We start from the raw sequence: 13,361 nt of genomic DNA on the forward strand, positions 1-13,361 counted from the left end.
GCGGAGGCGCCGTCGGCGCTCGTCGGGCTCCGTCAGCCCTTCACGGCCCCGGCGGAGACGCCGGTCACCAGATGGCGCTGCGCGAAGAGGAAGACGATCGCCGCGGGTATCGCGATGAGCACGGACGCCGCTGTCATCGGACCCCACTGGGCGCCGTACTGGTTGACGAACTTCTGCAAACCGCCCGCGAGGGTGAGGTTCTCGTCGCCGACCATGAAGGCGGAGGCGTACGCCACCTCGCCCCACGCGGTGACGAAGGAGTAGAACGCGGTCACCGCGAGCCCCGGCTTGGCGAGGGGCAGGATCAGCCGCCAGAAGGTGCCGAAGGGGGTGAGCCCGTCGACCATGCCCGACTCGTCGATCTCGCGCGGGATGGTGTCGAAGAAGCCCTTCATCATCCAGGCGCAGAACGGCACGGCGATCGTGAGGTACGTGATCACCAGTCCGGCGGCCTGGTTGAGCAGGCCCAGGCTCGACATGATGTTGTACAGCGGCACGATGAGCACCGCCATCGGGAACATCTGCGTGATCAGCAGGGTCCACATCAGACCGCGCTTGCCCGGGAAGCGGAAGCGGCTGACGGCGTAGCCGGTGGTGGCGGCGGTGAACACACCGAGCACGGTGGTGAGTCCGGCGATGAGCAGCGAGTTGCCGAACCAGGTGAGGAACGGCGTGTCGTTGAGCAGCTTGGTGTAGTTCTCGAACGTCGTCTCTTTGAAGAAGTCCGTCGTCGTCGCGTACGCGGCGGGCTTCAGCGACGTCAGCAGGACCCACAGCACGGGGAAGACGGCGATGACGGACGCCACGATCAGGGTGGCGTGCAGGCCGACGGACGCGGCCCTGGAGCGTTCGCCGCGGCGCCGTACCTTCGTGGTCGGCGGGTTCGTCTGCGTACCGGTCACGGCGGTCACCAGGTATCTCCCTGCTTGCGGAGGACTCGTTGGTAGACCACGGCGAAGATCATCAGGAGTACGAGGATCAGCACGCCCCAGGTGGACGACAGGGCGTAGTCGCGTGGGCTGATCTCGAAGGAGAACTTGTACGCCTGGGTCACCAGGATCTGGGTGGCCTCGCCGGGACCGCCTCTGGTCAGCAGGAAGATCACCGGGAACATGTTGAACGTCCAGATGGTGCTGAGCAGGATCACGGTCGTGCTGACGGACCGCAGGCCCGGCATGGTGATGTGGCGGAAGCGCTGCCAGGGCCCCGCGCCGTCCATCTCGGCGGCCTCGTACATCTCCCCCGGGATGGACTGGAGTCCGCCGAGCAGGGCCACGAGCATGAAGGGCACGCCGAGCCAGATGTTCACGGCGATGACCGAGAACTTGGCCCAGGTCGGGTCGTTCAGCCACGGCACGGCGTCGATGCCGCCGCCGGCGAGCAGCTTGTTGAGGAAGCCGCGGTCCTCGTTGTAGAGGAAGCGCCAGGCGAAGACGGAGACGAAGCCCGGTACGGCCCACGGGAGGATGAGCATCATCCGGTAGGCGGAGCGGCCGGCGATGCGGCGGTTGAGGATGTTCGCCAGACCCAGGCCGAGGGCGAAGGTGATACCGACGCAGGAGACCGTCCACACCAGCGTCCAGCCGAGCGTGGACAGGAACTGATCGCCCGTCAGGGCGTCGGCGTAGTTGTCCAGTCCGACGAACTCGTAGGTGGCGGGCAGGTGGTTGACGCCGATGTTCCGCTCGACGTTGCGTTCGTTGGCGTCGGTCAGCGACAGATAGATGCCGCGGAGCAGCGGGTACCCGACGATCACGCCGATCACGGCCACCACGGGGGCGACCATGGCCCAGGCGTACCAGTGCGTCGAGACCGAACGGCGCAGCCCGCCGGGGGGTTTGCCAGTGCCGCGGCTCCGGCCGCGGGCGACTTCCGAGTCACCCGCGGCCTTCACCGCCGACTGGCCGGTGTGGACAGCCATCAGCCGGCCTGCCTTCCTCTCGCTCCGTGTTACTTCCAGCCCTTGAGCAGCTTGCGGTAGGAGTCGCCGGTCGCCTCGACACCCTTCTGCGGGGTGGTCTGGCCGGTGAGGACCTTGGTGTACTCGGTCACCAGCGGGGCGAACAGGCTGCCGGTCTCCGGGATCCAGGGGCGCTCGATGGCCTTGTCGACGACGGGCTTGAAGAAGCCGACGATCTCGTTCTTCGCGACCTCGGGCCGCGAGTAGACCGAGGTACGGGTCGGCAGCAGGTTCAGTTCGGTGGTGATCTTCGCCTGGGACTCGGCGGAGGACATGTACTCGACGAACGCGTAGGAGGCGTCGAGGTTCTTCGAGCCCGCGTAGACGCCGAGGTTGTGGCCGCCCTGCGGGGCGCCCTGGCCGGCCGAGCCGGCGGGCACGGGGGCGACGCCCAGGTTGGTCTTGTCCTTGAACTGCGGTCCGGCGTAGGTGTCGGCGATCGCCCACGGACCGTTGATCATCATGGCCACGTCGCCGCCCTTGAAGGCGGCCTGCATGTTCTCCCAGCCGTCGGTGGCGTCGGTCTTGGCGGCGCCGGTGTCGACCAGGTCCTTCACGACCTCCATGGCCTTGACGCCGGCCGGGCTGTCGACGGTGACGGTCTTGCCCTTGGCGTCGACCAGGTCGCCGCCCTCGCCGTAGAGGAACGACAGGAACCAGTACGCGTCGTCGCCGCGCAGGTACATGCCGGTCTTGCCGGTCTTGTCCTTGATCGCCTTGGAGACGGTCTTCAACTCGTCGATGGTCTTGGGCACTTCGACCCCGGCGTCCTTGAACAGCTTCTTGTTGTAGAAGATGCCGAGGGAGTCGATGACCTGCGGGACCGCGTACGTCTTGCCGTCGTACTTGGTGGAGGCGGCGGCCTGCGGGACGAAGTCCTTCTCGTCCTTCAGCGCGGCCGTGCCGTCCAGCGGCGCCAGGTAGCCGAGATCGGCGAACTCGGGCGTCCAGGCGACCTCGGAGCGGATCACGTCGGGCGCGCCGGAGCCGGATCCCGCGGCGTTCTTGAACTTGTTCTGCGCCTCGCCGAACGGCACGTTGACGTACTTGACGTCGACGCCCTTGTGCTGGGCCTCGAAGTCCTCGGCGAGCTTCTTGAAGACCTTGTCCTCGCTGCCCACGGTGGAGGTGTCCCACCACGTGACCGTGCCCGAGAGCTCTCCCGAGCTGGACTTGCCGCCGGTCTCCTCGTCGCCGCCGCAGGCGGTCGCCGCGAGCGCCAGGGTCGCGACCAGGGCGGTGGCCGTTATGCCACGTCGCATCTGAACTCCTTCAACTGCCGTACCGCTCCGTCGCGGCGCCGGGTCGACGTGAAGGTAACAAGGATGAAAGAAGGCCGAAAGAGCTTGCGGAAGATTTCTGCAAGCCACCCTGATCGTTACATTCACGTGTCCGCACAGTTGCCGCAAGGGCCCTTGACGGGGAGCGCGCGAGCTGGCAAGTACGGTACGTGTCGGCCGATACCGGCTCCGTGAGCGGTCGGAACACTCCGGCGGCGCCCTCTCGCAAGGTCTTGCAAGATTTTGCCGAGGGAGTCGTTGCAAGGCGCTGCAAGGTCTCCCGCCCGGACCGCCCCGTCGGCGCCCGTGGCTGAATCCGGAACATGGTGGGCAATCCGGCACACGCCCGGTACAGTCCACTTCCATGACCGCACGGCTAGCCGATATCGCAGTCCAGGCGGGGGTCAGCGAAGCGACGGTCAGCCGCGTACTGAACGGCAAGCCGGGTGTTGCCACGGCCACCCGTGAATCCGTACTCGCCGCACTCGACGTCCTGGGCTACGAGCGCCCCGTACGGCTGCGCAGGCGCAGCGCCGGCCTCGTCGGACTGATCACGCCCGAGCTGGAGAACCCCATCTTCCCGGCGCTCGCCCAGGTCATCGGCCAGGCACTGACGCGCCAGGGCTACACCCCCGTGCTCGCCACCCAGACCCCCGGCGGCTCCACCGAGGACGAGCTGACGGAGATGCTGGTCGACCGCGGCGTCTCCGGCATCATCTTCGTCTCGGGACTGCACGCGGACACCTCGGCGGACATGCAGCGCTACGAGCAACTGCGCGCCCAGGGCGTGCCGTTCGTCCTCGTGGACGGTTTCTCGCCGAAGGTGCGGGCGCCGTTCATCTCGCCGGACGACCGGGCGGCGATGCGGCTGGCCGTGACGCATCTCGTCTCGCTCGGCCACCGCAGGATCGGTCTCGCCGTGGGGCCCAAGCGGTTCGTGCCCGTCCTGCGCAAGATCGAGGGCTTCCGGGCCACCATGCGCGAGCAGCTGGAGCTGACCTCGGAGGAGACGGAGGAGCTGATCCAGCACTCCCTCTACACCCTGGAGGGCGGCCAGGCGGCGACGACGGCGCTCATCGGGCGCGGCTGTACGGCGGTGGTGTGCGCGAGCGACATGATGGCGCTGGGCGCGATCCGCGCCGCCAGACAGCTCGGCAAGGACGTGCCGCGCGACGTGTCCGTCGTCGGTTTCGACGATTCGCCGCTCATAGCGTTCACCGATCCACCGCTCACCACGATCCGCAAGCCGGTGCCGTCGATGGGCCAGGCCGCGGTCCGCACACTGCTTGAGGAAATCGGTGGTACGCCCGCTCCGCACAGCGAGTTCGTCTTCATGCCGGAGCTGGTGGTCCGCGGTTCCACGGCCTCCGGTCCGGCGCCCGGGCCCCTGGGGCGATCCCTGGGAGAAAACGGGCGGAAGTCGGGGTCGCACGCTCGTCCGTAGGGCGTAGCGCATGCGGTCAGGACCCACCCGAGGGATGATCGGTCGAGAGCGGAAATCTGGCAGACTCTCTCTCCATGGGTGATACGACCGTGAAGATTCCGGAAGGCACGACGGCCACGCCGACACCCCTCGCGGGTGCGACGGCCGACGAGTCCGGCCCGGTGTCCCGCACCGGTCGGCTGCGCCGGATGCGATCGCCACGACGCCCTCGTATCTGGTTCGAAATCCTGCTGATCGCGGTGAGTTACTGGACGTATTCACTGGTCCGTAACGCGGTACCCGAGCAGAAGACCGAAGCCCTGAAGAACGCGGACTGGATCTGGCACGCGGAGCGTTCGCTGGGCCTCAACTTCGAGGAGGCCGTCAACCACGCCGTGAATTCGGTGACATGGCTGGTCGTCTCCATGAACTACTACTACGCGACGCTGCACTTCATCGTCACGATCGCCGTGCTGGTCTGGCTCTACCGCAGTCATCCCGGCCGTTACGCGGCCAGTCGGCTCATTCTCTTCGCGACCACCGCTGTGGCACTGCTCGGTTACTATCTGTATCCGCTCGCGCCGCCCCGGTTGATGAACGGGGGGAATTTCATCGACACGGTGCAGGTCCACGAGACCTGGGGGTCGATGGCGTCGGGCAACTTCAAGGCGGTGTCGAACCAGTACGCGGCGATGCCCTCCATGCACATCGGCTGGTCGCTCTGGTGCGGGCTGACCATCTTCGCGCTGGCCAAGGCGCCGTGGGTGAGGATCCTGGGGCTGCTCTACCCGACGGCCACGCTGATCGTGATCGTCGCCACCGCGAACCACTTCTGGCTGGACGCGGTGGGCGGCATGGTCTGCCTCGCGTTCGGGTTCGCCGTCTCGTACGCCTGGTACCGCGCGCTGCCGCACCAGCTACCGCGGTACGTCGAGGACGACCGCCGCCCGAAACGGCCGCGGTGGCTCCGCCGCCCCGGTGCCTGGGGCAGGCGGGCGACATCGCCCGAGCCGGCCGGCCAGGCCGCCCACAGCGGACCTGTCGAAGAGGCCGCGTCGACCGGACGGACGGCGGCGGGCGCGCAGGCGACCCGGAGCGCGCCGTTCACGCGGAGTGCGACGGCTGTACGGCGGAGTCCGCGGTCCACCTCGCGGCACAGACCGTCCCCCCGGAGCACGCCGTCCTCCCAGCCGGCCCCGTAGCCGGGCCGGCCGAGAGGCCCGGCCGGCCGGGCGGATCGGCGGACTGACCCGGTTCGGCCGGCCGACCGGCTCAGACAGCCCCGTAGAACAGCTCCTCCATCACCGCGCGCGCCCGTCGGGTGGTCCTTCGGTAGTCGTCGATCATGTCGCCGCTGTGTCCGTTGTACGGGCTCGGTCCTGGCGCCACCGATCCGGGGCCGTAGCCCAAGTAGCGCCCCATCGCGGCCAGTTCGCGGCCGTCCGACGGGAACGTGTCACCCGCCCTGCCGCGTACGAGCATCACGCCGTTGCGCACCCGGGTCGCCAGCACCCAGGCTTCGTCGAGGATCTGGGTGTGCTCCGTGGAGATCAGGCCCGCGGCGTGCGCGGCGGCCAGCGCCTCGCGCGTACGCGTCGTCCGCAGACCGGGCACCTCCCAGGCGTGCTGCATCTGGATCAGCTGCACCGTCCACTCGACGTCCGAGAGCCCGCCCCGGCCCAGCTTGGTGTGCAGGGTGGGGTCGGCGCCGCGGGGCAGCCGTTCGGTCTCCATACGCGCCTTGAGCCGGCGGATCTCCCGTACGGCGGCGTCGCTCAGCCCGTCGGCGGGATAGCGCAGCGGGTCGATCAGCTCGATGAAGTCGCGTCCCAGCTCCGCGTCACCCGCCATCGGTTCGGCGCGCAGCAGTGCCTGGCTCTCCCAACCCAGCGACCAGCGGCGGTAGTAGGCGGCGTAGGAGGCGAGGGTGCGTACCAGCGGGCCGGTCTTGCCTTCCGGGCGCAGATCGGCGTCGATCATCAACGGCGGGTCGGCCGTGGGCAGTTGGAGGAGTCTGCGCATCTCGGACACGACGGTGCTCGCGGCCCGTGACGCCTCCTGGTCGGCGACTCCCTCGCGCGGCTCGTACACGAACAGCACGTCCGCGTCGGAGCCGTACCCCTGCTCGTGGCCGCCGAAGCGGCCCATGCCGATGACCGCGAACCTGGCGGGCAGGGTGTCGCCCCACGTCTGGCGCACGGCGGCGCGCAACGCGCCCGACAGGGTCGCGGAGTTGAGGTCGGTGACGGCGTTGCCGACCCGGTCGACCAGCTCGCCGGGGTCCTCCTCGGCGGGGTTCTCCTCGGTGCCGTAACTGCCGATGATGTCGGCCGCGGCGGTCCGGAACAGCTCGCGGCGGCGCACCCCCCGGGTGACGGCGACCGCGATCTCGGCGGTCTCCGCGCGTCCGACGGCGGCCAGTACCTCCAGCTCCAGATGCTCGCGGTTACGCGGTTTCAGTCCGTTCGGGTCGCCGAGGATGGCGACCGCCTCCGGGGCGCGCAGCAGCAGGTCGGGGGCGAGGCGCCCGGCGGACAGCACCCGGGCCAGATTCTCGGCCGCCGCCCCCTCGTCCCGCAGGAGCCGCAGATACCAGGGGGTCTTGCCGAGCGCGTCGGACACCTTGCGGAAGCCCAGCAGGCCGGCGTCCGGGTCGGCGGAGTCCGCGAACCAGCCCAACAGCACGGGCAGCAGCGTCCGTTGGATGGCGGCCTTGCGGCTCACACCGGACGACAGCGCCTCCAGATGCCGCAGCGCCGCCACCGGGTCCGCGTAGCCGAGGGCTTCCAGACGCTGGCCGGCCGCCTTCGTACTGAGCCTGATCTCGCCGGGGGCGAGCTGGGCGACGGCGTCGAGCAGCGGCCGGTAGAAGATCTTCTCGTGCAGCCGCCGGACCATCGAAGCGTGCCGTTTCCAGGCCCTGTTGAGTTCGCTGACCGGTTCGGTGCGCAGCCCGAGGGAGCGTCCGAGACGGCGCAGGTCGGCGTCGTCGTCGGGCACCAGATGCGTGCGCCGCAGCCGGAACAGCTGGATGTGGTGCTCCATGGACCGCAGGAAGCGGTACGCCTCGTCGAGCTGGGCCGCGTCGGTCCTGCCGACGTAGCCGCCGGCCGCGAGGGCGCGCAGGGCGACGAGCGTGGTGCCGCTGCGGATCGACGCGTCGCTGCGGCCGTGCACCAACTGGAGGAGCTGTACGGCGAATTCGACGTCCCGCAGCCCGCCGGGACCGAGCTTCAGCTCGCGGTCGATCTGGCCGACGGGGATGTTGTCGACGACCCGGCGGCGCATCTTCTGCACGTCGGGCACGAAGTTCTCGCGGTCGGCGGCCTGCCAGACCATGGGCGAGACGGCGGCCACGTACTCCTTGCCGAGCGCGATGTCCCCGGCCACGGCGCGGGCCTTGAGCAGGGCCTGGAACTCCCAGGTCTTGGCCCAGCGCTGGTAGTAGGCGAGATGGCTGGAGAGGGTGCGTACGAGCGGGCCGTTGCGGCCCTCGGGGCGCAGGTTCGCGTCCACGGGCCAGATGGTGCCCTCGGCCGTCGTCTCGGAGCAGATCCGCATCATGTGGGCGGCCAGCCGGGTGGCGGCCTGGACGGCCTTGCCCTCGGTCTTCGACGCGTCGGCGTCGGTCTCGTCGTCGGGGGACGCGTGGTCGTGCGCGGGGTTGTGGGCGGGCTCGCCGACGAAGATGACGTCCACGTCGGAGACGTAGTTCAGTTCCTGGCCGCCGCACTTGCCGAGCGCCACGACCGCGAGCCGGCACAGCGCGGCGTCCTCGGGCGCGGCGGCGCGGGCGACGGCGAGCGCGGCGCGCAGCGTGGCGGTCGCCAGGTCGGCCAGTTCGGCGGCGGTCTGGGCGACATCGGTGGTGCCGCACACGTCGCGCGCGGCGAGGGACAGCAGACAGCGACGGTAGGCGACGCGCAGCGAGTCGACGTCGTGCGCCTCGGCGAGACCGGCCTCGAACTCGGCGACGCCGGGGTGCAGATCGGCCGACTCGTAGGTGACGAGCACCTGCCAGTCGGCGGGGTGTCTGGCCAGATGGTCACCGAGGGCCTCGGACGCCCCGAGCACGCCCAGCAGCCTGTCCCGCAGCGGCTTGGCGGCGATCAGCGTGTCCAGCAGGAGCCGGCGGTCGTCGGCCTCGTGCGCCTCGACCAGCCGGACGAGGGCGCGCAGGGCCAGATCGGGGTCGGCGGTGGCGCCGAGCGCGTCGAGGAGGACGGAGTCGGTCCGCACGGACGCCATCTCGGGCAGATCGAGCAGGCGCTCCGCCGCCGACGGGTCGGTGAAGCCGTGCCGGAGCAGGCGGGTGAAGGTACTGCTCCTGCGTCCCTGCACCGTCATTCGGCCTTTCGTCTGTCCGATCAAGGTCCGGGGCCGAGCCTAATACTCCGCCGGTCGCCCGGGGCCGGGCCACTCCTCCGGGGCCCGATTGTGACCTCGACCGATGACTCCTGGTGTCGCGGCCGGTCATCACTTACGGAAGGGTCGTGAGCGTACTCCCGCTCACGGCCGTACAGGACCTCTCCCGGAAGGACCGCGCCATGGCGCACAGAGAACCGGCCAGCACCCGCCTGGACGACCGTTACAGCGACCCGAGGGCCGTGGCGGAGAGCTGGGCCGACGCGGTGCCGCGGCTGGCCGCGGCGGAGATCTTCTGGCTGTCGACCGTACGGCCCGACGGCCGGCCCCATGTCACGCCGCTGCTGACGGTCTGGTGGCGGGACGCGCTGTATTTCTCCTCGGGCGAGCGGGAGCGGAAGGTCCTGAATCTCGACGAGAACCGCGAGGTCGTCCTCACCACCGGCACGAACGCGCTGAACGAGGGCCAGGACCTGGTGATCGAGGGCGAGGCGGTCCGGGAGACGGACGACGCGCGGCTGCGCGAGGTGGCCGCCCTGTGGGAGCGGAAGTACGGGCCCGACTGGCACTTCGACGTCAAGGACGGCGCGTTCGCGGCGAAGTGGGGCGCCGCCCCGGTGTTCGGGGTCGCGCCCCGTACGGCCTTCGGCTTCGCGAAGGCCCCGTACGGCCAGACGCGCTGGCAGTTCGCCTGACGGCGGCCGTACCATCTCGCGCATGAGCCGACGCCGTTCGCGGGGACCCACGGGATTCCGGTAGCTCCGCCAGGAGATACCTGGCGGTGTGACCGACGGAGTCCCCGTGGCACGCACCGCACATCACGTTCCCCTGTCCCGCGCCGGCTCGGCGGGTGAGTACGACCACCGTCCTTGGCGTTCCGTGCGGTTGTACGGCCTCCGGTACAGCGCCCGCGCTCTGGCGGACGCGGCCCGTGCCTCGCGGCGGCCGGTGCCGGAGGCCGTACGGCGACGTGTGGACGTCCGCACCTGGGCGCGCGCGGACACCCACGACCGCTCCGTGTCGATCCGGGCGGCTCTCGACGAACGCCGGGACAGACAGCGGCTGCGCGCCCGGCTGACGGCTCTGCGCGGGCTTGTCGACGCTCCCGGCGGCGTCGCGGCGCTCGAAGCGGCGGACGCCGTGGACGTGGCGCCGGCCCGGCACCGGCGCTGCGCGGTGTGGCTCGCCCGAGGCCGTCCGGACACGTGGTCGTAGCATGGGTCATCGCCATGGACACGATCAGCATGTGGGAATTCGTCGCGCTCGCCGCCGCGGCGGCGCTCGTCGGCTTCTCCAAGACGGCGGTCAGCGGCGCCAACACGGTCAGCCTCGCGGTGTTCGCGGCCGTGCTGCCGGCCCGTGAGTCGACCGGTGTCCTGCTGCCGATCCTGATCGTGGGCGACACGATCGCCGTCCTCACCTACCGCCGTCACGCGCACTGGCCGACCCTGTGGCGGCTGTTCCCGGCGGTCGCCGGGGGTGTGGTGATCGGCACCGTCTTCATGCTGTGGGCGAACGACGGAGCCGTACGTGTCTCCATCGGCTCGATCCTCCTGCTGATGGCGGGCGTCACGATCTGGCGGCGGCGCTACGCACCGGAGGAGGACACCCCGGAGGAGACGGCGTCGCTCAAGGGCCGCGTCAAGGCACGCTCGTACGGGGTGCTCGGCGGCTTCACCACGATGGTCGCCAACGCGGGCGGCCCCGTCATGTCGCTCTACCTGCTGTCGGCGGGTTTCCGGAAGCTCGGCTTCCTGGGCACGTCCGCGTGGTTCTTCCTGATCGTCAACACCACGAAGGTGCCCTTCAGCGTGGGCCTCGGCCTGATCGACCGCGAGTCGCTGCTGCTGGACGCGATGCTGGTGCTCTTCGTCCTGCCCGGCGCCCTCATCGGGAAGCTGTGCGTGGACCGGATCGACCAACGGGTCTTCGAACGGCTGGTGATCGGCGCGACGGTGCTGGGCGGCCTTCAACTACTGCTGCGCTGACCCGCCGGAGCGACGCTCGGGCCGACGGTGCGACACCGTCGGCCCGAATCCACGCACAGGGGCCTGCCGTTACAGCACCGGCAGCAGGTTCTTCAGCTCGAAGGCGGTGACCTCGGAGCGGTACTCCTCCCACTCCCGCTTCTTGTTCCGCAGGAAGAAGTCGAAGACGTGCTCGCCCAGCGTCTCCGCGACCAGTTCGCTGCGCTCCATCAGCGAGATCGCCTCGCCGAGGTTCTGCGGCAGCGGCTCGATGCCCATCGCGCGGCGCTCGGCGTCGGACAGGGCCCAGACGTCGTCGTCGGCGCCCGCCGGGAGTTCGTAGCCCTCCTCGATGCCCTTGAGGCCGGCCGCGAGGAGCACCGCGTAGGTCAGGTAGGGGTTCGCGCCGGAGTCGATGGAGCGGACCTCCACGCGCGCGGAGCCCGTCTTACCGGGCTTGTACATCGGGACGCGGATCAGCGCGGAGCGGTTGTTGTGGCCCCAGCAGATGTACGAGGGGGCTTCGCCGCCCGAGCCCGCCGTGCGGGTGGAGCCGCCCCAGATGCGCTTGTAGGAGTTGACCCACTGGTTGGTGACGGCCGAGATCTCCGCGGCGTGCGTGAGCAGGCCGGCGATGAAGGACCGGCCGACCTTGGAGAGTTGGTACTCGGCGCCCGACTCGTAGAACGCGTTGCGGTCTCCCTCGAAGAGGGAGAGGTGGGTGTGCATGCCGGAGCCCGGGTACTCGCTGAACGGTTTCGGCATGAAGGACGCGTGGACGCCCTGCTCCAGCGCGACCTGCTTCATGACCAGGCGGAAGGTCATGACGTTGTCGGCGGTGGAGAGCGCGTCGGCGTACCGCAGGTCGATCTCCTGCTGGCCGGGGGCGCCCTCGTGGTGGCTGAACTCCACGGAGATGCCCATGGATTCGAGCATGGTGATCGCCTGGCGGCGGAAGTCCATGCCGACGTTCTGCGGGGTGTGGTCGAAGTAGCCGGAGCTGTCGGCGGGGGTGGGCCGGGTGCCGTCGACCGGCTTGTCCTTCAGGAGGAAGAACTCGATCTCGGGGTGGGTGTAGAAGGTGAAGCCGAGGTCCGAGGTCTTGGCGAGCATCCTCTTCAGGACGTAGCGCGGGTCCGCGAAGGACGGTGAGCCGTCGGGCATCAGGATGTCGCAGAACATCCGTGCGGTGCCCGGGGCCTCCGCGCGCCACGGCAGAATCTGGAAGGTCCCCGGATCGGGCTTGGCGATCATGTCGGACTCGTACACCCGGGCGAAGCCCTCGATGGCCGAGCCGTCGAAGCCGATCCCCTCGTCGAACGCCTGTTCAAGCTCGGCGGGGGCGACGGCGACCGACTTGAGGAAGCCGAGCACATCGGTGAACCACAGGCGTACGAAGCGGATGTCGCGTTCCTCAAGGGTCCGGAGCACGAATTCCTGCTGCTTGTCCATGTCTGCTGTCCTACCCATCCTTGCCGGTCAGGCCGCCTGCTCCCACGCTGCCGAGTACACCGGGGCACCCGAGCATGACACCACAGGATTTCCGGAAGGTTGCACACCGGCGTACTAAAGCATTGTCGGACACGCGACGCGTGCGGCGCGCGTCCGGGTGCCCCGACGGCGGACGGAGGCAGGCGGGCGGCCCCGGGATCAGGCGGTGTGGGTGATCTGGATGAGATTGCCGCAGGTGTCGTCGAAGACCGCGACGGTCACCGGGCCCATGTCGGCCGGCTCCTGCGTGAAGCGCACACCGAGCGCCTGAAGGCGCGCGAACTCGGCGTGGACGTCGTCCACGGCGAAGGAGGTGTACGGGATGCCGTCCGCGACCAGCGCGTCCCTGAAGGGCTTCACGGCGGGGTGCCCGGACGGTTCGAGCAGCAGCTCGGTGCCGTCGGGATCGGCCGGGGACACGACGGTGAGCCAGCGGTCCTCGCCCACCGGAACGTCGTTCTTCGTCTGGAACCCGAGCACCTCCGTATAGAAGCGGTGCGCCTGGGCCTGGTCGTTGACGAAGACACCGGACAGATTGATCTTCATGGGGATTCTCCTGATTGTTCTGGCACGAGCCAGCGGTCGGTGAGATGTTCCAGCGGCCCCGTGTCGAGGTGGTGGAACTTGTAGCGGCCGTCCCGCCGGGTCTCCACGAGGCCGGCGGCCTCAAGGAGGGCGAGATGCTGCGAGACGCCCTGGCGGGTCGTGTTGAGCCCGTGTTTCGTCAGCAGCCGTCCGCAGATCTCGAACAGCGTCTGGCCGTCGCGTTCGGCCAGCTCGTCGAGGATCGTGCGGCGGGTGTGGTCGGCCAGGGCCTTGAATACATCATCGGACACGACGCCACTATAGGCAAGCGTTTCCTTGCCTATCAACCC

At 69.5% G+C, this 13,361-nt stretch carries 12 protein-coding genes; 5 read left to right on the top strand and 7 right to left on the bottom strand.

The window, feature by feature from the left end; translation table 11 throughout:
* Positions 1 to 32: 32 nt before the first annotated feature.
* The 3 genes from ACFUN8_RS09290 to ACFUN8_RS09300 are packed head-to-tail and all read right to left on the bottom strand — an operon-like array spanning position 33 to position 3,222.
* Positions 33 to 914 (bottom strand): sugar ABC transporter permease, encoded by an 882-nt coding sequence (locus ACFUN8_RS09290; protein WP_383633950.1) that lies wholly within the window; start codon positions 912 to 914, stop codon positions 33 to 35.
* Positions 908 to 1,921: a carbohydrate ABC transporter permease gene (locus ACFUN8_RS09295; RefSeq protein ID WP_383633840.1), complete on the bottom strand. Its 1,014-nt coding sequence runs from the start codon at positions 1,919 to 1,921 to the stop codon at positions 908 to 910. The genes ACFUN8_RS09290 and ACFUN8_RS09295 overlap by 7 nt, the downstream gene beginning before the upstream one ends.
* Positions 1,922 to 1,950: 29 nt before the next feature.
* Positions 1,951 to 3,222 (bottom strand): extracellular solute-binding protein, encoded by a 1,272-nt coding sequence (locus ACFUN8_RS09300; RefSeq protein WP_383633842.1) that lies wholly within the window; start codon positions 3,220 to 3,222, stop codon positions 1,951 to 1,953.
* 382 nt (positions 3,223 to 3,604) lie between these two features.
* On the opposite strand from ACFUN8_RS09300, the gene ACFUN8_RS09305 reads away from it, so the two are divergent.
* Positions 3,605 to 4,684 carry a LacI family DNA-binding transcriptional regulator gene (locus ACFUN8_RS09305; RefSeq protein WP_382559901.1) on the top strand — a complete coding sequence of 360 codons (1,080 nt, stop codon included), beginning with the start codon at positions 3,605 to 3,607 and terminating at the stop codon, positions 4,682 to 4,684.
* A 74-nt stretch (positions 4,685 to 4,758) separates the two neighbouring features.
* Complete coding sequence (locus ACFUN8_RS09310) at positions 4,759 to 5,865, top strand: phosphatase PAP2 family protein (RefSeq protein WP_383633844.1); 1,107 nt, start codon at positions 4,759 to 4,761, stop codon at positions 5,863 to 5,865.
* Between the two features lie 70 nt (positions 5,866 to 5,935).
* Here the strand turns inward: ACFUN8_RS09310 and ACFUN8_RS09315 are convergent, their stop codons facing one another.
* Positions 5,936 to 9,010: a bifunctional [glutamine synthetase] adenylyltransferase/[glutamine synthetase]-adenylyl-L-tyrosine phosphorylase gene (locus ACFUN8_RS09315; RefSeq protein WP_383633846.1), complete on the bottom strand. Its 3,075-nt coding sequence runs from the start codon at positions 9,008 to 9,010 to the stop codon at positions 5,936 to 5,938.
* A gap of 200 nt (positions 9,011 to 9,210) precedes the next feature.
* Between ACFUN8_RS09315 and ACFUN8_RS09320 the strand changes: the two genes are divergently transcribed.
* The 3 genes from ACFUN8_RS09320 to ACFUN8_RS09330 all read left to right on the top strand — a co-directional run bounded on the left by ACFUN8_RS09320 (position 9,211) and on the right by ACFUN8_RS09330 (position 11,016).
* Positions 9,211 to 9,723, top strand: a complete 513-nt coding sequence (locus ACFUN8_RS09320) for a pyridoxamine 5'-phosphate oxidase family protein (protein ID WP_383633952.1) — start codon at positions 9,211 to 9,213, stop codon at positions 9,721 to 9,723.
* 106 nt (positions 9,724 to 9,829) lie between these two features.
* Positions 9,830 to 10,243 (top strand): hypothetical protein, encoded by a 414-nt coding sequence (locus ACFUN8_RS09325; RefSeq protein WP_383633848.1) that lies wholly within the window; start codon positions 9,830 to 9,832, stop codon positions 10,241 to 10,243.
* Between the two features lie 14 nt (positions 10,244 to 10,257).
* Complete coding sequence (locus tag ACFUN8_RS09330) at positions 10,258 to 11,016, top strand: sulfite exporter TauE/SafE family protein (protein WP_383633850.1); 759 nt, start codon at positions 10,258 to 10,260, stop codon at positions 11,014 to 11,016.
* Positions 11,017 to 11,085: 69 nt separating this feature from the next.
* Here ACFUN8_RS09330 and glnA read toward each other — a convergent pair whose 3' ends face one another.
* From glnA to ACFUN8_RS09345, 3 genes are all read right to left on the bottom strand, one after another.
* A complete protein-coding gene (gene glnA, locus ACFUN8_RS09335; protein ID WP_354607893.1) occupies positions 11,086 to 12,447 on the bottom strand; it encodes a type I glutamate--ammonia ligase in 1,362 nt (453 codons plus the stop codon).
* A 198-nt stretch (positions 12,448 to 12,645) separates the two neighbouring features.
* Positions 12,646 to 13,032 (bottom strand): VOC family protein, encoded by a 387-nt coding sequence (locus ACFUN8_RS09340; RefSeq protein WP_383633852.1) that lies wholly within the window; start codon positions 13,030 to 13,032, stop codon positions 12,646 to 12,648.
* On the bottom strand, positions 13,029 to 13,322 hold the full coding sequence (locus ACFUN8_RS09345; RefSeq protein ID WP_383633854.1) for an ArsR/SmtB family transcription factor: 294 nt from the start codon (positions 13,320 to 13,322) through the stop codon (positions 13,029 to 13,031). Before ACFUN8_RS09345 ends, ACFUN8_RS09340 begins: the two co-directional genes overlap by 4 nt.
* Between the last annotated feature and the right edge of the window lie 39 nt (positions 13,323 to 13,361).

The sequence above is a fragment of the Streptomyces sp. NPDC057307 genome, assembly GCF_042667665.1.
Lineage (GTDB): Bacteria > Actinomycetota > Actinomycetes > Streptomycetales > Streptomycetaceae > Streptomyces.